Raw genomic sequence first — 17,363 nt, 5'->3', positions numbered from 1 at the left:
TGGACCGGCAGGCCGGCGTGACGGAACGGCCGGCCCGGGCGCCCGATCGCCTGCCGGCACATCGTCGGGCGCCCCCGGTCGCACTCCGCGCACGTACCGCAGTTCGCGAGCGTGGACAGGGACACGTGGTCCCCGGGCGAGACATGAGTGACGCCCTCCCCCACCGCCTCCACCACACCCGCCCCCTCATGGCCCAGCACCACGGGAACCGGGAAGGGTATGGTCCCGTCCACCACCGACAGATCGCTGTGACACAGCCCCGCCGCCGAGATCGCGACGCGCACCTCCCCCGGCCCCGGCTCCCGCACCTGAAGGTCCGTGACGACCCGGACCTGCTTCCCGTCGAAGATCACGCCTCGCATCACGCGGCTCCCTTGGGCTCCCTGGGCAGGCCGAGCACCCGCTCGGCGATGATCGTGCGCTGGATCTGGTCCGAGCCGCCGTAGATGGTGTCGGCCCGGGAGAAGAGGAAGAGGTGCTGCGCCGCGTCCAGTGCGTACGGCGACGCCGCCGACCAGTCCGCCGGACCGGCACTCGCCGCCGCGCCCCGCACCAGCACCGCCAGCTCCCCGAGCCGCTGATGCCAGCCGGCCCACAGCAGCTTCGCCACGCTCGGTGCTCCCGCGTCGCCCGAACCGCCCAGGGTGCGCAGGGCGTTCCAGCGCATGGTGCGCAGCTCGGCCCACTGCCGTACGAGCCGTTCCCGTACGACGGGATCCGTCACCGCGCCCGACTCCACGGCCGCCCGCACCACGCTGCCCAGCTCCTCGGCGAAGCCGATCTGCTGCGCCAGCGTGGACACGCCCCGCTCGAAGCCGAGGAGGCTCATGGCGACGCGCCAGCCGTTGCCCGCACCGCCGACGACATGCTCCGCGCGCGCCCCGTCGAAGAAGACCTCGTTGAAGTCGCTGGTGCCCGTCAGCTGCCGGATGGGGCGGACCTCGATCCGGCCCGGCTGGTCCATGGGGACGAGGAGGAAGGTCAGTCCGTGGTGCCGCTGCGAGCCGGGCTCGGTGCGGGCGAGCACGAAGCACCAGTCGGCCTCGTGGGCGAGTGACGTCCAGATCTTCTGCCCGGTGACCCGGTAGGTACGACCGTCCGTCTCGCGCACGGCCGCGGTCCGCACACCGGCCAGGTCGGAGCCGGCGCCGGGTTCGCTGTAGCCCTGGCACCAGAGTTCCTCACCGGCGGCGATCGGGGGCAGGAAGCGGGACTTCTGCTCCTCGGTGCCGTGCGCGAGGAGCGTCGGGGCCAGCAGGTTCTCGCCGATGTGCCCCGAGCGCGGGGGCGCGCCCGACCGCGCGTACTCCTCGGCCCACACGACCTGTTGGGTGAGCGTGGCCGTGCGATTGCCGTATCCGCCCGCACCCCACCCGATCCCGATCCACCCGGCCGCCCCGAGGGTGCGCTCCCAGGAACGGCGCTCGCTTGCGCCCTCGGCGTGCGTCGCGAGCCAGTCCCTGACCTCGCCCCGAAAGTCCTCGTCTTCACGCGCGAACCCGAAATCCACGATTGCCGCCTTGGTTCGATGACTGGGCTTGAGATGAGGTTCCTAAGGGGCGCGGGGAACTGCGCGAGAAACCACAACGCACCCGCAGCCGCCCCACCACACGCACCCCCGAGCTACTGGGCGTTCGGCCGCTCCCCTTCCCGCGCCGCCCTCTCCATCTCCCGCACCCGCTCCAGCATCGGCATCGGATCCACCCCCACCGACCCCGGCAACACCTCGGCGATCCGCTCCGGCGTCCACGCACCGCCTTCGGCGTACACGGCCCGTAGCTCCCGCGGCTGCGCCCACACCGCGATCTTCGCCCCGGCGACCGTGTACACCTGCCCCGTGATCCCCTGCCGGGAGGCCTCGTCGGACAGCAGATACACCACCAGCGCCGCGACATCCTCCGGCTCCCCGATCTCCGCCAGTTCCATCGGCACCCCCGCGGACATCCGCGTACGCGCGACCGGCGCCACCGCGTTCGCGGTCACCCCGTACTTGTGCAGCCCCAGCGCCGCGCTCCGCACGAGCGAGATGATCCCGCCCTTGGCCGCGCTGTAGTTGGCCTGCGACACCGACCCCTGGTGGTTGCCGCTCGTGAAGCCGATCAACGTGCCGGCGCGCTGCCCCCGCATCACCGCCGAGGCGGCCCGGAACACGGTGAACGTGCCCTTCAGATGGGTCGCGACGACCGGGTCCCACTCCTCCTCGGTCATGTTGAACAGCATCCGTTCCCGGAGGATCCCGGCCACGCACACCACCCCGTCGAGCCGCCCGTACGACGACAGCGCCACGTCGACGACCCGCTGCCCGCCCGCCATGGTGGAGATGTCGTCGGCGACGGCGACGGCCTCCCCGCCCGCCGCCTCGATTTCCTTGACCACGGCCTCGGCGACCGCGCTGGTCGGGGAGGCGCCGTCGACCGCCACGCCGTAGTCGTTGACGACGACCTTCGCTCCCTCGGCCGCCGCCGCGAGCGCGACCGCCCGGCCGATGCCCCGCCCGGCGCCGGTGACGGCGACGACCTTGCCTGCCAAGAAGTTCCCCACGCCCGGCCCCTTCCCGTCCCACGGTTTCTGACGGACCGTTAGATTTGCAGACCTCCAGATTCTACGACCCGTCAGATACGGGAACACAAGCCCCGGGGAGGACTCATGTCACTGCCGGACGCGTTCCACGACATCGCCAAGCGCGTGAACAACTGGGGCCGTTGGGGAGCCGCCGACGAACTCGGCACCCTGAACCTGATCACCGACGAGGTCGTACGGGAGGCCGCGGCGACGGTCCGCACCGGTCGCCGGATCCCGCTCGCGCTGCCCCTGAGGCGCGACGGCGTCCAGACGGGCATGATCCCGGGCCGGATCGACCCGCTGCACGTCATGGTGCAGATCAACCAGGAGATCTTCGGCCCGGGCACCGTCGCCTGCAGCGACGACGCCGTGACCATGGGGCTCCAGGCGGCCACCCACTGGGACGCGCTGCCGCACGTCTCGCACTCGGGCAGGCTCTACAACGGCCGCCCGGCACACTCCGTCACCGCCCATGACGGCGCCGAGTTCAGCGGCATCGACAAGGTCCGGCACCTCGTCTCGCGCGGAGTCCTGCTCGACGTCGCCCGGGCCCGGGGCACGGACCGGCTCGACGGCGGGTACGCCGTCACGCCCGAGGACCTGGACGCGGCCGAGGCCCTGGCCGGGACGCGCGTGCGGGCAGGCGACGTCGTGCTCGTGCGGACGGGGCAGATCCAGCTGTGCCTGGCCGGGGACCGGCACGCGTACGCGTATCCGTCGCCGGGGCTGTCGATCCGGACACCGGAGTGGTTCCACGCGCGCGACGTCGCGGCGGTCGCCGACGACACCCTCACCTTCGAGGTGTTCCCGCCCGAGGTGGAGGACCTGTGGCTGCCGGTGCACGCCCTCCATCTCGTGGAGATGGGGATGCCTCAGGGCCAGAACTGGAATCTCGAAAAGTTGTCCACAGCCTGTGGAGAATCGGGCCGCTATGCGTTCCTGCTGGCGGCGACACCCGAGCCGTTCACGGGAGCGACCGGCTCTCCGGTGGCCCCGGTCGCGATCCTGTAGGGCCAGGGATCAGACCCGCACGCCGGGCCGCCACCCACCCCAGGAGGCTGGATGGCGGCGCCACGCTGCTCGCCCCGAGCACGGCAGCGCGCGCCGCCACCCGACTCCGGCGCTCCCGCCCCGGCTCCCGTGGCCCTGAACAGGGAGCCGACGCCGAGTCACGACTCACACTCGCCGAGGGCCGCCGTCGCCGGCCCTCGCCGTCCCCTCACGGCGAATCGCTGCCCACAAGCGTGAGCACATGGTCACGAGGCGTCAACACCCATTCGGGGATTTGTCGCTCATGCGGCTTTCACCGTGGGCGCGCACGGAAGCACGTCCCGGCGCATCGCCGCATGCCATGACGAAAACGGCGGATCTACCGTGCGACCGTGCCCCGGCCCCGCCGCAACACCGCGCGGCATGTGCCGCCGTACACCGCCCCAGGCCGGCTCACACGGCCTCGTAGGCCAACCCCTCCATGGCGGCCCCGCCGCCGTACGCCACCGCGCCGCCCCCGCACGCCGCCGTGACCTCGGGGGACTTCGTACACCGGTCCAGTTCGCACCAGATGCGCTTGCCGGTGCTCTCGACGCTCCAGCCCCAGCGGTCGGCGAGGCCGTCGACGAGGGCGAGGCCCCGGCCGCCGGTCGCGTCGTCGTCCGCACACCGGGGCACGGGGGCCCGGCCGCTGCGGTCGGCGACCTCGAGGCGGACGGTGACCCCCTCCGTCACCGCACAGGGCAGGGACAGTCGCAGCACGGCGGGCCGGCCGGTGTGCACCACGGCGTTGGTGACCAGCTCGGAGACGAGCAGGATCAGGGTCTCGGCGAGCGGCTCGTCGGCCTGTATACCCGACCCGGCCAGGCGGGAGCGGGCCCACCGCCGGGCCCGCCCCACTTCTGCGGGGTCGGGCCGGATCTCCAGCTGCACTTGAAGCACCTGCACCGCTCACACCATCCGAACCGGCGGACACTTAGGCTCGCGCCTCACGAGGGCCACGATCGTAGCCATTTTCTGCATGGCCAGAACAACGGCCGGGACGAGGATCACGCAACGTGAATCCCTTGTGGGACAGCATGGTTGACGTACAGTCACCCCAACAAGCGCTTCGGGCATATTCCAGCGCGAAGGAGTACCCGTGCGGCATACTGTGCGACGCTCGCTGCGGGGAGTCGAACAGGCGGCGCTACTGGGTCGTACCGCGCTCAGAACCACTCGCATCCCACACAAGGTACCGGAGCCCGCAGTCGACTCCGGGCCGTGACGAGTCGCTCCGGGGACACAAGCCGGTATCAACGCTCCGTGATCACGGGATGCCACGATCCGCGACATCCCCACGGGCATATTCGGCGACACCGCAGCCAGGCGGCCTGTCAGGCCCCTCCGGCCGCCAGAGCAGCCGCGAGAATCTCCTCACTCTCCGTGACTCCACCCGCACGCTGGGTTCGAACCCATGCGCGCTTCAGATGGAGATGGACCTCGGACTCCCAGGTGAAGCCCATGCCGCCGTGCACCTGGAGACAGTCGCGGGCGCCGCGCACGGCGGCCTCGTCGGCGAGCAGACGGGCGGCGGCGATGTCGACCGGGTCGGCGGTGACGGCCGCCGCGTACACCGCCGCGCGGGCCGTCTCCGACCGGACCAGCATCCCGGCGCACAGGTGTGCCACCGCCTGGAAGCTCCCGACGGGCCGTCCGAACTGTTCGCGCGCCCGGGCGTGTTGCACCGCCAGTTCGCAGACGCGGCCGGCCGTGCCGAGCTGCTCGGCGGCGGTGAGGAGGACGGCGACCGGGTCCGGTTCCGCCGCCGTGCCGCCGGGCACGCGGTGCAGGGGCGTCAGCGGGTCGAGGGAGCGCACCGGCACGGCTCCGGCGGCGTCACCGCGTACGACGTCGGCCTGCGCCGGCCACTCCACGAGCCCGCCGTCCACGGCCGCGACGACCGTCTCCCCGGTGGCGGCTCCCGGCACCACACCGGCCGCGAGATGGGTGGCGGCCAAGGGCCCGGGCAGCAGCGCCCGCCCCGCCTCCTCGAACACCAACACCGCCTCCGGCAGCCCGAGTCCCACCCCGCCCTGCGCCTGGGGCAACCGCAGCGCGAAGAACCCGGCGTCGCCGAGGGCCCGCCACAGCTCCCGGTCGAGCCGGGCGGGGCCCTGCGCGGCGGCCCGCAGCGCCGTCCCGTCGAAGTGCCGCGCCAGCAGCTGCCGCATGGCGTCCCGCACGGCCCGCTGGTCGTCCGTCAGCCGGAAGCGCACGGTCACCGTCCCTTCGGCAGGCCGAGGATCCGCTCGGCGATGATGCTGTGCTGGATCTGCGAGGTGCCGGCGGCGATGGTGTACGAGAGGGAGGAGAGGCGGGCCGGCGTCCAGGGGCGGTCCAGGTCGAGGCAGTCGGCGCCCAGGACCTCGGCGGCGGCGTCGTAGAGCTCCTGGCGGGCGTGCGAGTACCGCAGCTTGAAGACCGAGCCTCCGGCGCCCGGCACGCCGCCCGACGCCTGCGCCGCGCTCACGTTCCACTGCGTCAGCCGCCACAGCGCCCGGAACTCGGCGTGCAGCCTGCCCAGCCGGCGCCGCAGTGCGGAGTCGTCCCAGCGGCCGTTCTCGCGGGCGGCGACGGCCAGTTCGCCGAGGACGCGGCGGCAGGCGACGACCTCGCCGGCGAAGGCCGTGCCGCGTTCGAAGGACAGCGTCACCATGGTCACGCGCCAGCCGTCGTTCTCGTCCCCGACCCGGTTCCGGGCCGGCACCCGCACCTCGTCGAGGAAGACCTCGGCGAACTCGGCCGAGCCCGCGAGCGTGCGCAGCGGCCGTACGGTGATGCCGGGCGCGTCCATGGGCATCGCGAGCCAGGTGATGCCCCGGTGCCTGGGCGCCTCCGGGTCGGTGCGGACCAACAGCTCGCACCAGTCGGCGACTTCCGCGTGGGAGGTCCAGATCTTGGAGCCGGTCACGACGTAGGTGTCGCCGTCGCGCCACGCGCGCGTGCGCAGGGCCGCGAGGTCGGAGCCGGCGTCCGGTTCGCTGAAGCCCTGGCACCAGACCTCCTCGCCGCGCAGGATCGGCGGCAGCCAGCGCGCCCGCTGCTCGTCCGTGCCCTCGGCGGCGATCGTCGGCCCGGCGTGCAGCAGCCCCACGAAGTTGGCGCCCACGTAGGGCGCGCCCGCCTTCTCGGTCTCCTCCAGGAAGATCAGGCGGGTGGCCGGGGAGGCGTCCCAGTGGACGTCGGCGTATCCGGCGTCGTGGAGCCTGCGCTGCCAGCCGAGGTCGTACGCCCGCCGCCCCGGCCAGTCGTCGGGGGACGGCGCGGGCGGGAGGCCGGGGAGCGTCTTCGCGAGCCACTCCCGCAGCCGGGCCCGGAACTGCTCCTCCTCGGGCGTGTCCGACAGGTCCATCAGCGGTCGAGGTCCAGGTCCAGCATCCGGATCGCGTTGCCGCGCATCAGCTTGTAGACCGTCTCGTCGTCGAGGCCCTTCACATGGTCGAGGGCGACCTCCTTGGTGTGCGGGAAGGTCGAGTCGACGTGCGGGTAGTCGGTCTCGAAGGTGGCGTTGTCGCGGCCGACCACGTCGATCGACGCCACTCCGTGCTTGTCGCGGAAGAAGCAGCAGAAGATCTGCCGGTAGTAGTACGTCGAGGGCGGCTCGGGGATCGTGTCGCGGACGCCACCCCAGGCGCGGTGCTCCTCCCAGACGTCGTCGGCGCGCTCCAGGGCGTACGGGACCCAGCCCATCTGGCCTTCGGAGTAGGCGAGTTTGAGGTGCGGGAAGCGCACCAGGACCCCGCTGAAGAGGAAGTCCATCATCGAGGCCATCGCGTTGTTGAAGCTGAGCGAGGCCTGGACGGCGGGCGGGGCGTCCGGGGAGGCGGCCGGCATCTGGGACGAGGAACCGATGTGCATGTTGACGACCGTCCCGGTCTCCTGGCAGACCGCGAAGAACGGGTCCCAGTAGCCGGAGTGGATGGACGGCAGCCCGAGGTGGGTGGGGATCTCGGAGAAGGTGACGGCCTTCACCCCGCGCGCGGCGTTGCGCCGGATCTCCTCGACCGCCAGGCCGACGTCCCACAGCGGGATCAGGCACAGCGGGATGAGCCGCCCGCCGCTGTCCCCGCACCACTCCTCCACCATCCAGTCGTTGTAGGCGCGCACGCAGGCCAGGGCGACCTCCTTGTCGTGCGCCTCGGCGAAGGTCTGGCCGCAGAAACGGGGGAAGGAGGGGAAGCAGAGGCTGGCCTCGACATGGTTGAGGTCCATGTCCTTCAGACGCTCCGCGGGGTCCCAGCAGCCGGGCCGCATCTCCTCGCGGGTGATGCCCTCCAGGGTCATCTCGTCGCGGTCGAAGCCGACGGCGGCGATGTTGCGCTTGTACGGGAACTTCAGGTCCTCGTAGATCCACCAGTCGGTGGGCGGGCCGTCCGGGTCCATCGTGATGCGGTACTTGCCGCCGACGTAGGCGAGTTCACCGATCCCGGCGGTCAGCGCCTTCGGCCCGCGGTCGCGGTACTTGGCGGGCAGCCAGGTGTCGAAGAGGTGGGCGGGCTCGATCACGTGGTCGTCGACGCTGATGATGCGGGGCAGTTCGGTCGCCATGGGTCCCCTCCGCCGGACGGTACTTATCTGATGCAGCGTCAGATAGCATCCCACCTGACGACCCGTCAGCCAAGCAGCAGGGGGCAGCCGTGACCGAGACCCCGCACGCCCTGAGTTCGTCCCGCACCCTGTGGGAGCTTCTCGCCCGCCGCGCCGCCCTCACCCCCGGCCGCCCGCTCTTCCTCCAGGACGACCGCGTGCTCACCTTCGGCGCCCTGCGTACGCGTGCCGAGCGGGTCGCGGCCGGCCTGTACGGCATGGGCGTACGCCCCGGCACGGTGGTCGCCTGGCAGCTGCCCACCCGTATCGAGACGGCCCTGCTCTCCTTCGCGCTGGCCCGCCTCGGCGCCGTGCAGACCCCGGTGATCCCCTTCCACCGGGACCGCGAGGTCGGCTTCGCGCTGCGCGAGTCGAAGGCGGAGTTCTTCGCGGTGCCGGGCGTGTGGCGGGGCTTCGACCACACGGAGATGGCCCGGCGGCTCGGCGCGCGGGGCGTCTTCGAGGCCTACGACGACCTGCCCGACGGCGATCCGTCCGTGCTGCCTCCCCCGCCCTCGGACGGCACCGCCGTCCGCTGGATCTACTGGACGTCCGGCACGACCTCCGACCCCAAGGGCGTACTGCACACGGACCGTTCCCTGCTCGCGGGCGGCTCCTGCCTCGCCCACGCGCTGCGCCCCTCGGCGGACGACGTGGGCTCGATCGCCTTCCCGTACGCCCACATCGGCGGGCCCGACTACACGGTGATGCTGCTGCTGTACGGCTTCCCGGCGGTGCTGTTCGAGCAGTTCGCGCTGCCGGACGCGCTGGAGGCCTACCGGCGGCACGGGGTGACGCTGGCGGGCGGGTCGACGGCGTTCTACTCGATGTTCCTGGCGGAGCAGCGCAAACAGCCGGGGGTTCCGGTCGTCCCGTCACTGCGGCTGCTGGCGGGCGGCGGGGCGCCCAAGCCGCCGGAGCTGTATGACGACGTAATCAGCGAGATGGGCGTGCAGCTCACCCACGGCTACGGCATGACCGAGGTACCGATGATCACCATGGGGGCGCCGGACGACACCCCCGAGCTGCTGGCGACGACCGAGGGGCGGCCGCCGGAGGGCATGGAGATACGGATCGTGGACGGGGAGGTGCGGTTGCGCGGGGAGGCGGTGTGCCGGGGCTATCTGGACCCGGGGCAGACGGCCGAGGCCTTCGACGAGGACGGGTTCCTGCGCACCGGCGACCTCGGACGGCTGACGCAGACCGGGCACCTGGTCCTCACCGGCCGGCTGAAGGACGTGATCATCCGCAAGGGCGAGAACATCTCGGCCCAGGAGATCGAGGACCTGCTGCACCGGCATCCGGCGGTCGGGGACGTGGCGGTGATCGGGCTGCCGGACGCGGCGCGCGGGGAGTTGGTGTGCGCGGTGGTGGAACAGCGCCCGGGGGCCGGAGCCCTGACGCTCGCGGCCGTGACCGCCTTCCTGCGCGCCGAGGGACTGTCCGTGCACAAACTGCCCGAGCGGCTCGAGGTGGTGGAGGCCCTTCCGCGGGGCGAGACCCTGCGGAAGGTGCTGAAGTACAAGCTGCGCGAGCGCTATGCGGGCACCTGACGCCCGGCGCCGTGGGCGGCTACTCGGGCACCGTGAAGTAGCGGGCGAAGGCGGGGACGACCTCGGCCTCGCCGACCTTGCCGTCGCCGTCCGCGTCGAGCGCGGCGGCGGCCGTGCCCGCGATGTCCTCGGGGACGCCGAGGCACTTCAGGACACGGGCGGCCTCCTCGACCGTCGCCGCGCCGTCACCGTCGGCGTCGGCGACGTCCAGGGACGCGTGCAGGAAGGGACGGGCGATCTCGGCGAACCGGTCGGGGTTGTCGCGCAGCCGCTTGACCGCACCGGTGACGAACTCCTCGCGCGTGATGCGCTGGTCGCCGTCGCGGTCCGCAATCCCGGCCATGCCCTGCCAGAACGCCTCGGCGCCGCCGTACAGCGCCTGTCCCTTGTCGGACCGGGCCGCCACGGCGAACTCCGTGAGCAGCGCCTTGGCCGCGCCGTAGAAGTCCTCGCGGTCGATGTAGCCGTTGCCGTCCTGGTCGAAGGTGGCGAACCGGGCGGCGATCCTGCGCTCGTACTCGCTGCTGACCATGTCTCTTTCGGGCCGCCTTACGTCGGGTGGGGTGCGTCTCGCTCGGAGCGTACGACGGAGGGGGCCGTTCGGGCGCGGGAAAACGTCCCTTGCGCCAAGACCGGGGGAATTCCGGGACAACAGCGTGTCGGAACGGCAACACTCGTCCTACCGTGCGTCACCGGCCCCTCACGCGGACAGGGGTTCGCCCTCGTCACCCAGGGCCGCGTCCACATCGCCGTACACGTCGAACAGCCTGCGTACGCCGAGCGCGCCGAGGACCCGGTTGACATGCGACCCGTCGGCCGCACCCCGGGCGGGCAGCACCAGCCGCAGCCGGCCCTGGCAGGAGCGGATCAGCCGGCGGGCGGCGATGAGCACGCCGACGCCGCTGGAATCGCAGAAGAACACCTCGGACAGGTCCAGGACAAGACAGTGGTGCCCTTCGGCCACCGCGTCGTGCACACGCTGACGCAGCACCGGCGACGTCACCAGATCCAGTTCGCCCGACACCTGGAGCACGGCCCATTCGCCCTGCTCGCCGCCGGTCACTTTGAAGGTCACCACCACGCCCTTCGATCGCCAAAACGGAAGCAGTCCCTACGCTTCCTTGCAGCGCGGCTGCCCAGCGGCCGTTCCCTGAAACACAACCCGAAAAACGGATCCCCCGGAGAAGAGGCTTGTTTTAGTCGACTTCGATCCTGTTCGATCCTCTTCAGTCAGGTCTGATCGGAGGTGGGGTGGGTATGCGCGGCACGACGGTACCCGGCACGAGCCGCCGGCGGTCCTCTATCACCTGCGGCCGGTCAGGGGGCGCACATTGCCACAAAGGGGCGTGCGCGACGGAACGTGCCGACTACATTCGGGGAGACGTCGGACACAGGCTGGACAGGGCACGGGCGCGGGACACGAGCAGGGGGTGAGGGGGCCGCATGGCGAAAAAGGACGTACCGCCTCGCTGGGACCGCAAGATGCAGCAGCGGCTCGCCCGCGGGGAGGCCGCCGCCCTCGCTGAGCTCTACGACCGGTTCGCCTCCCTCGTGCATGGCCTCGCCCACCGCGTCCTCGGCGACGAGCGCGCCGCCGACGGCATCACACGCGAGGTCTTCGTCCACGTCTGGGAGCATCCGGACACCTATGACCCCAAACAGGGCCCGCTGCGCACCTGGGTCGCCACGCTGACCCACCGCCTGGCCGTCCAGCGCCTGCGCGCCACCGAGACCGCCGCGCTCGCCCGCGAGGGCTCCGGCTCGGCTGAGGAACTGGAGCACACCGTGCGCCGGGCCTCGGTAGCCGCCCGCGCCGACTACATCGTCCAGTCCATGCCGGTCCCGCTGCGCTCGGCCCTGGAGCGGGCCTACTTCCAGCGCCGCGACTACCGCCAGACCGCCACCGACCTCGGCATCACCGAGGACGAGGCCCGCCGCCGCCTCCGCCTGGGCCTGCAACTCCTGGCCACCGCCCACGACTCCGAGGCACCCGGCGCACCGCCCGGATACGGGGGTGCGGTGTGAGCGGGCCGGACCGGTTCGAGGCGTGCGACGGCGATGACGAGGAACCGGGGCGCCCGCCGCGGATCCCCACGCCCCGGACCTCGGTCGAGGACACCGGGCTGCCGTTGCCCGCTGTGGAGGAGCCCGGTGACGCGACAGAGCCGCCGCCCGCACCGCCCGCGTTCGAGCACCCCGTGCTGAAGGCCCTGCTCGGCGCCTGGGCACTGGCCGCGTGCTCGGCGGAGGAGGCCACGGCCGTCGAGGAGCACCTCGGCGAGTGCGGTGCGTGCGCCGACGAGGCCCGGCGGCTGCGCGAGGCGGTCGGGCTGCTGCAGCGCCCCGACAGCCTCGACCTGGACCCGGGCCTGCGCACCCGGGTCCTGGAATCCTGCCTGGAGCGCCGCCCGCCGCGCATCCCGGTGCCGGACTGGGCCGCCGCGTACGACACCGAGACCGCGCGCCTGGACGCCCTGCTCCAGGACTTCGGCGACGCCGAGTGGCACGCGCCGGTACGGCTGCGCTGGTTCCGGGCCGACGAGGCCACGAGCCGCCGCACCACCGTCGCCGGCGTCATCGCGCACCTGCTCAGCGTGGACGGGCTGGTCGCAGTCGCGCTGGGCCTCGACGACCCGCTGGGCGACGTCACGCCCCGGCGGCCGACCCCGGCGGCCCGCACCGAGGCGTACTGGAACGCCTCCCACTTCCCGCCCACCCGTGCCGTGCGGGCACCGTGGCGGGAGCAGAGCCACCACCTCGTCCGCACGGTGTCCTTCACCGGCAGCGGCGTCGGCGGGCTGCGCGTGCCGTACGGCGACTTCGAGCTGCCCCTGCACGACGCGATGCTCGACCGGGCCTTCGAGTGCTGGGTGCACGCCGAGGACATCGCGGACGCGGTCGACTACCCCTACGACCCGCCCTCGCCGCGCCATCTGCACCGCATGATCGACCTGGCCGCCCGCATGCTGCCCGGCGTCCTGGCCGCCCGCCGCCGAGGCGGCCTGGCCGCACCCGCCCGCCACCGCCATCTCGTGACAGCGGGTGAACCGGGCCGCAGCCTCCGCCTGGAGATCGAGGGCTCGGGTGGCGGCGAATGGCTGATCCCCCTCGACTCCCCCGCCGCGAAGGGCTCCGCCGAGCACGAGGTGGCCCACGTGGCCCTGGACGGCGTCGAGTTCTGCCGCCTGGCAGCCGGCCACGTGCCCCCACAGGAGGCGGCGGCGGGCCAGGTGGGAGACAAGGAGGCGATCAGGGATGTCCTGTTCGCGGCGGCTTCACTGAGCAGGATGTGAGTAACTCAGGGGCGCGGGGAACTGCGCGAACGGCCCCCACGACCTGCACTCGCACGCGAAACGGGACGGCCCGAGCTCCTAGGCGAAAATCACGGTCCGCCGCCCGTTGAGCAGAATCCTCCGCTCGGCATGCCACTTCACGGCCCGCGCCAGCGCCTGACACTCGACATCCCGCCCGATCGCGACCAGCCCCTCCGGCGTCACGTCGTGCCCGACCCGCTCGACCTCCTGCTCGATGATCGGCCCCTCGTCGAGATCGGCCGTCACGTAGTGAGCCGTCGCCCCGATCAGCTTCACACCCCGGGCGTGAGCCTGGTGATACGGCTTCGCGCCCTTGAAGCTCGGCAGGAACGAGTGGTGGATGTTGATGATCCCCCCGGCCAGGGCCTTGCACAGGTCGTCCGACAGCACCTGCATGTACCGGGCGAGGACAACGAGCTCGACACCCTCCTCCCGCACGATGTCGAGCAGCCGGGCCTCTGCCTCCGGCTTCGTGTCCTTCGTCACCGGGATGTGGTGGAAGGGGATGTTGTAGGAGCCCACCAGCTCCGCAAAGTCCGTGTGGTTGGAGACCACACCCGCGATCTCCACCGGCAACGCCCCGGTCCGCGCCCGGAACAGCAGATCGTTCAGGCAGTGCCCGAACTTGCTGACCATCAGCAGAATCCGCATCTTCTCGTCGGCCCGGTTGATCTGCCAGTCCATCTGGAAGGAGTCACCGATCGCCGCGAAGCTGGCCCGCAGCTTGTCCAGGCTCACCGGCGCCTCGGCCGAGAAGTGGACCCGCATGAAGAACAGTCCCGTGTCGTGGTCGCCGAACTGCTGGCTGTCCTCGATGTTGCAGCCGGTCATGAACAGATAGCTCGACACGGCGTGCACGATGCCCTTCCTGTCCGGGCAGGAGAGGGTGAGGACGTACTGGTCGGCCGGGGCCGCGGCGCTGGTGGACTGCTCGTTCATGCAGGACAGGGTCCCACAAGCCACGAGACCACCGGCAATCGTCCCGCTACGCGGACCTCGTCATGATCCGCAGCACCTCCAGGCTGCGCGGCGGCGCGTCCGGCTCGTCACCGTCGCTCGCGGCCAGCCGCACATGCGCGTCCCGGGCCGCCTGGACCGCCTCCGGCCACGCCTGGTGCTCCAGGTACGCGGCGACCGGCGCGTCCGGCCCGACCTGGTGCATGATCCGCAGCACCCGCAGCACGGCGGTGTCGACGAGGGCCGCCTCCTGCGAGTCACGGAAGATCGTGCCGACGTACTTCTCGGCGGACCAGTGGTCCAGCCAGGTGTCCTCGACCAGCCGGTACACCGCGTCGGTCACGTCGCCGTAGCCGTCCACGCCGGCCAGCCAGACGTCCCGCTGGAACACGGGATCGGAGAGCATGTGCAGCGCCGAGCGCACGTTGCTGCGCCAGCGCCACCACGGCATGTCATTGACAGGCATGCCGCCCATGGTGGATGAGCGACGGCCACGACGGGAAGAGTTCTCCGAAGCTTGCACGGTCATCGATCGTACGTTCCCCTTCACATCGGTCACACCGACCCCTGCAATTCACCTGTGCGTCACCGATCATTGACCGGAGATCACTGCCGGGTTAGTCATGTGGCGGAATCGTGTGGAGCCATGACCGGCAGGCGACGCAAGCGCAGCACATTCCTCCCCGGCCTCCTCACCCGTCACGCCAGATCCGGCGTCCTCTCCGCGGGCACGGCGGTCGCGTGCGCGTCGCTCCTCGCCGGCTGCGGGGTCGTACCCGGCACCACGGGGGATGCCGGGGACGACCCGATCACCGTCATGACCTGGGCGCCCCAGGACACCAAGGCGACCAACAAGCCCGGCATGCCCGCCTTCGCCCGCGCCTACGCCCGCTGGGTCAACACCCACGGCGGGATCAACGGCCGCAAGCTCAACGTGCTGACCTGCAACGAACACAACGACAGCGTGGCCGCGGCCAAGTGCGCCCGGCGGGCCGCCAAGGAGAACGTCGTCGCGGTCGTAGGATCCTACAGCCAGTACGCCGACTCCTTCTTCCCGTCCCTGGAGGGCGCGGGCATCCCGTACATCGGCGGCTACGGCATCACCAACGCCGAGTTCACCAGCCCGCTGTCCTACCCCGTCAACGGCGGCCAGCCCGCGCTGCTCGCCGGGCTCGGCAGCGCGCTCGCCGGCGACTGCGGGCCCGTTGCGCTGATCCGGCCCGACACCATCACGGGCGACCAGCTGCCCCCGCTGCTCGACTCCGGCCTGAAGGCGGGCGGTCACCGGCCCGCGCGGGACCAGCGGGCGGCGGAGGACGCCACCGAGTACGACGGCCAGGCCGAGCGGGCACTGGAGACGACGACCACCGACCCGGCGGACCGGGGGTGCGTGGTGCCCGCGCTCGGCGACCGCAACGGCACCTTCATGGACTCCTTCCGCCGGGCCCGCGAGGACTATCCCGACGTACGGACGGCCACCGTGCTCGGCAGCGTCGACCAGACGGTGATCGACGCGACCGGCGGGGCGTCGGGGCCCTACGAGGGCTCGTACATCACCGGCTGGTACCCGGTGGCGAGCGACCCCCGCTGGGACGCGATGAAGCGGGTGATCAAGGAGGAGGCCTTCGACGACAACCGCATCGACCCCGCGGACGCCGGAGTGCAGACCACCTGGATCGCCTACACCGTGTTCCGCGAGGTCGTCGAGTCGCTCGGCGGCGGTGAGGTGACCGCCGACACCGTCACGGAGGCCCTCGACAGCGGCCTGAGGATCGGCACGGGCGGGCTCACGCCGACGCTTCAGTGGCGGTTCCAGGCCGAGCTCGCCTCCGTCGGCTTCCCGCGTCTGGTCAACGCGAACGTGACCCTTCAGGTGGTGCGGGAGGGACGGCTGGTGTCGGCGCGGAAGGGCTTCGTCGACACGACGAGGACCCTTCAGAACGCCGACGTGAACGAATAAGCCCCGGTCACCTCACAGCTGCGTCGGCCGGCGCTCGGTCAGGCCGTACTTCTTCGCGATGCCGTTCCACAGCTGGGCCGCCTTGGCCTTCTCGGTGCTCGCGACACCGCTGGCCCGGTTGCCGGCCTGCGTCTGGCTGGTGACGCGGGCCTGGCCCTTCTTGCAGCCCTTCTTGCCCGCGGTCTGGTCGGCCCAGGCCGCGTAGTGATTGTCGGCCGAGGCGGAGGCCTGCCACGCCTTGGTGAGGGCCGTGGTCAGCGCGGCGTGGTCGGGCAGCTTGTCGACCGTGATGCCGGAGAGCCGGGTGACCAGCTGGTTGCGCTGCTCGGCCGCGTCGCGCAGGTCCTTGGCGGCCTGGGCGAGGTTGTCGCAGCCCCTGACGTCGGCCACCGCGTTGATCACCGTGCTGCGGCTGTCGCCGCTGTCGGCGAGGAGCTTGTCCAGCTCGACCGCCTGCGCGCGGGCCGGGTCCGCGGACGGCGAGGCGGAACCGTCCGTCGCGGGCGCCGAGGCGGCCACGGTCTTGTTGTTGTCACCGCCGTCGTCGTCACCGCCTCCGCCGCCGGCGAGCAGCGCGCCGGCGCCGACGCCGAGGACGGCGATGCCGATGCCGACGGCCGCGATGACCGGCACGCGCGAGCCGGTCCGGCCACCACGGCCGGGCCGTCCGCCGCCGGGCGGGGCATAGGAAGGCTGCGGCTGCGGCTGTTCGAAGCGGGGTATCTGCTGAGTGGCCGCGGCCGGGCTCTCGGCGCCGGGCTCGCTGCGGAAGAGGTTCTCGAACCCGGCCGGCGGCTGCTGGCCCCCGCCGGGCACCGGAGCGATGTACTGCGTCGCCTCGGCGTCCGGGTTCGAGGCGGGCGGCAGCGGCCCGGTCCCCAGGAACCGCGTCGCCTCGGAGTCCTGCTCGGCGGGCATCTCGGGCGGGAGCGCACCCGGGCCCACCGGGGGTATGTACTGCGTCGCCCCTTCGTCGGCGGGGCCGGCGGCGACGGGCGGCAGATACTGGGTCGCCCCCTCGTCCGCGGCCGGGGGCAGGGGGGCGCGCCCGGCGGCGGACCCGTACACGTCATTCTGCTGGGGCGGCTGCCCGCCGGCGGGCCCGTACGCACCGGCCTGCTGCGGCGCTTGCCCGCCCGCGGTTCCGGTCCCGTACACGCCGGACTGCTGCGGCTGCTGCCCGGCAGGCCCGGCCCCGTACCCGCCGGTCCCCTGAGGACCCGCCACGCCAGTAGGGGAGTTGTACGCGCCGGGCTGCTGCGGCTGCTGCCCGCCCGTGCCCTCCGGCGGCAGCGGGGCTCCGCCCGCGGGTGCGCCGTACTGTCCGGCGTCGGCGGGCGGGCCGTAGGAGCCGGTGTACGGGTTCGGGGGCTGGGTGCCCTCCGGGGGGAGCTCGCC

The 17,363-nt window shown here is 72.2% G+C and carries 17 protein-coding genes; 5 read left to right on the top strand and 12 right to left on the bottom strand.

The window, feature by feature from the left end:
* The 3 genes from CCL05_RS25835 to CCL05_RS25825 form a co-directional block, all read right to left on the bottom strand.
* The coding region (locus CCL05_RS25835) for an alcohol dehydrogenase catalytic domain-containing protein (protein WP_158102493.1) at nt 1-362 on the bottom strand (362 nt) is incomplete at its 3' end.
* A complete protein-coding gene (locus CCL05_RS25830) occupies nt 362-1,510 on the bottom strand; it encodes an acyl-CoA dehydrogenase family protein (RefSeq protein ID WP_086562884.1) in 1,149 nt (382 codons plus the stop codon). The genes CCL05_RS25830 and CCL05_RS25835, both read right to left, overlap by 1 nt.
* A gap of 113 nt (nt 1,511-1,623) precedes the next feature.
* A complete protein-coding gene (locus CCL05_RS25825; protein WP_086562883.1) occupies nt 1,624-2,541 on the bottom strand; it encodes an SDR family oxidoreductase in 918 nt (305 codons plus the stop codon).
* 105 nt (nt 2,542-2,646) lie between these two features.
* On the opposite strand from CCL05_RS25825, the gene CCL05_RS25820 reads away from it, so the two are divergent.
* On the top strand, nt 2,647-3,573 hold the full coding sequence (locus CCL05_RS25820) for a cyclase family protein (protein ID WP_086562882.1): 927 nt from the start codon (nt 2,647-2,649) through the stop codon (nt 3,571-3,573).
* 432 nt (nt 3,574-4,005) lie between these two features.
* Here CCL05_RS25820 and CCL05_RS25815 read toward each other — a convergent pair whose 3' ends face one another.
* The 4 genes from CCL05_RS25815 to CCL05_RS25800 form a co-directional block, all read right to left on the bottom strand.
* Nucleotides 4,006-4,485, bottom strand: a complete 480-nt coding sequence (locus tag CCL05_RS25815) for an ATP-binding protein (RefSeq protein WP_086562881.1) — start codon at nt 4,483-4,485, stop codon at nt 4,006-4,008.
* Nucleotides 4,486-4,928: 443 nt separating this feature from the next.
* Entirely contained in the window at nt 4,929-5,810 is an 882-nt protein-coding gene (locus CCL05_RS25810) for an acyl-CoA dehydrogenase family protein (protein ID WP_086562885.1), read from the bottom strand.
* A gap of 2 nt (nt 5,811-5,812) precedes the next feature.
* A complete protein-coding gene (locus CCL05_RS25805) occupies nt 5,813-6,946 on the bottom strand; it encodes an acyl-CoA dehydrogenase family protein (RefSeq protein ID WP_086562880.1) in 1,134 nt (377 codons plus the stop codon).
* Nucleotides 6,946-8,142, bottom strand: a complete 1,197-nt coding sequence (locus CCL05_RS25800) for an amidohydrolase family protein (protein WP_086562879.1) — start codon at nt 8,140-8,142, stop codon at nt 6,946-6,948. Before CCL05_RS25800 ends, CCL05_RS25805 begins: the two co-directional genes overlap by 1 nt.
* Nucleotides 8,143-8,231: 89 nt before the next feature.
* Between CCL05_RS25800 and CCL05_RS25795 the strand changes: the two genes are divergently transcribed.
* Nucleotides 8,232-9,734 carry a class I adenylate-forming enzyme family protein gene (locus tag CCL05_RS25795; protein WP_086562878.1) on the top strand — a complete coding sequence of 501 codons (1,503 nt, stop codon included), beginning with the start codon at nt 8,232-8,234 and terminating at the stop codon, nt 9,732-9,734.
* A 19-nt stretch (nt 9,735-9,753) separates the two neighbouring features.
* Here the strand turns inward: CCL05_RS25795 and CCL05_RS25790 are convergent, their stop codons facing one another.
* Both CCL05_RS25790 and CCL05_RS25785 read right to left on the bottom strand, forming a co-directional pair.
* Nucleotides 9,754-10,266: an EF-hand domain-containing protein gene (locus CCL05_RS25790; protein ID WP_086562877.1), complete on the bottom strand. Its 513-nt coding sequence runs from the start codon at nt 10,264-10,266 to the stop codon at nt 9,754-9,756.
* Nucleotides 10,267-10,434: 168 nt separating this feature from the next.
* Nucleotides 10,435-10,815, bottom strand: coding sequence for an STAS domain-containing protein (locus tag CCL05_RS25785; protein WP_020272191.1), 381 nt, complete (start codon nt 10,813-10,815; stop codon nt 10,435-10,437).
* A 362-nt stretch (nt 10,816-11,177) separates the two neighbouring features.
* Between CCL05_RS25785 and CCL05_RS25780 the strand changes: the two genes are divergently transcribed.
* Nucleotides 11,178-11,759 carry a sigma-70 family RNA polymerase sigma factor gene (locus CCL05_RS25780; RefSeq protein WP_086562876.1) on the top strand — a complete coding sequence of 194 codons (582 nt, stop codon included), beginning with the start codon at nt 11,178-11,180 and terminating at the stop codon, nt 11,757-11,759.
* A complete protein-coding gene (locus tag CCL05_RS25775; RefSeq protein WP_086562875.1) occupies nt 11,756-13,027 on the top strand; it encodes a zf-HC2 domain-containing protein in 1,272 nt (423 codons plus the stop codon). Before CCL05_RS25780 ends, CCL05_RS25775 begins: the two co-directional genes overlap by 4 nt.
* A 78-nt stretch (nt 13,028-13,105) precedes the next feature.
* Here the strand turns inward: CCL05_RS25775 and purU are convergent, their stop codons facing one another.
* Nucleotides 13,106-13,987, bottom strand: coding sequence for a formyltetrahydrofolate deformylase (purU, locus tag CCL05_RS25770; protein ID WP_010035755.1), 882 nt, complete (start codon nt 13,985-13,987; stop codon nt 13,106-13,108).
* 46 nt (nt 13,988-14,033) lie between these two features.
* On the bottom strand, nt 14,034-14,534 hold the full coding sequence (locus CCL05_RS25765; protein WP_086562874.1) for an SCO4402 family protein: 501 nt from the start codon (nt 14,532-14,534) through the stop codon (nt 14,034-14,036).
* A 117-nt stretch (nt 14,535-14,651) separates the two neighbouring features.
* Between CCL05_RS25765 and CCL05_RS25760 the strand changes: the two genes are divergently transcribed.
* Entirely contained in the window at nt 14,652-15,965 is a 1,314-nt protein-coding gene (locus CCL05_RS25760) for an ABC transporter substrate-binding protein (RefSeq protein WP_086562873.1), read from the top strand.
* Nucleotides 15,966-15,977: 12 nt separating this feature from the next.
* Here CCL05_RS25760 and CCL05_RS25755 read toward each other — a convergent pair.
* Nucleotides 15,978-17,363, bottom strand: a 1,386-nt coding sequence (locus CCL05_RS25755; protein WP_244204408.1) for a hypothetical protein, incomplete at its 5' end; no start/stop codon positions are given.

This window comes from Streptomyces africanus (assembly GCF_002150735.1).
GTDB classification, from domain to species: domain Bacteria; phylum Actinomycetota; class Actinomycetes; order Streptomycetales; family Streptomycetaceae; genus Streptomyces; species Streptomyces africanus.
The sequence above is the reverse complement of the archived record's forward strand: the minus strand, read 5'-3'. Positions and strand labels throughout refer to the sequence as shown.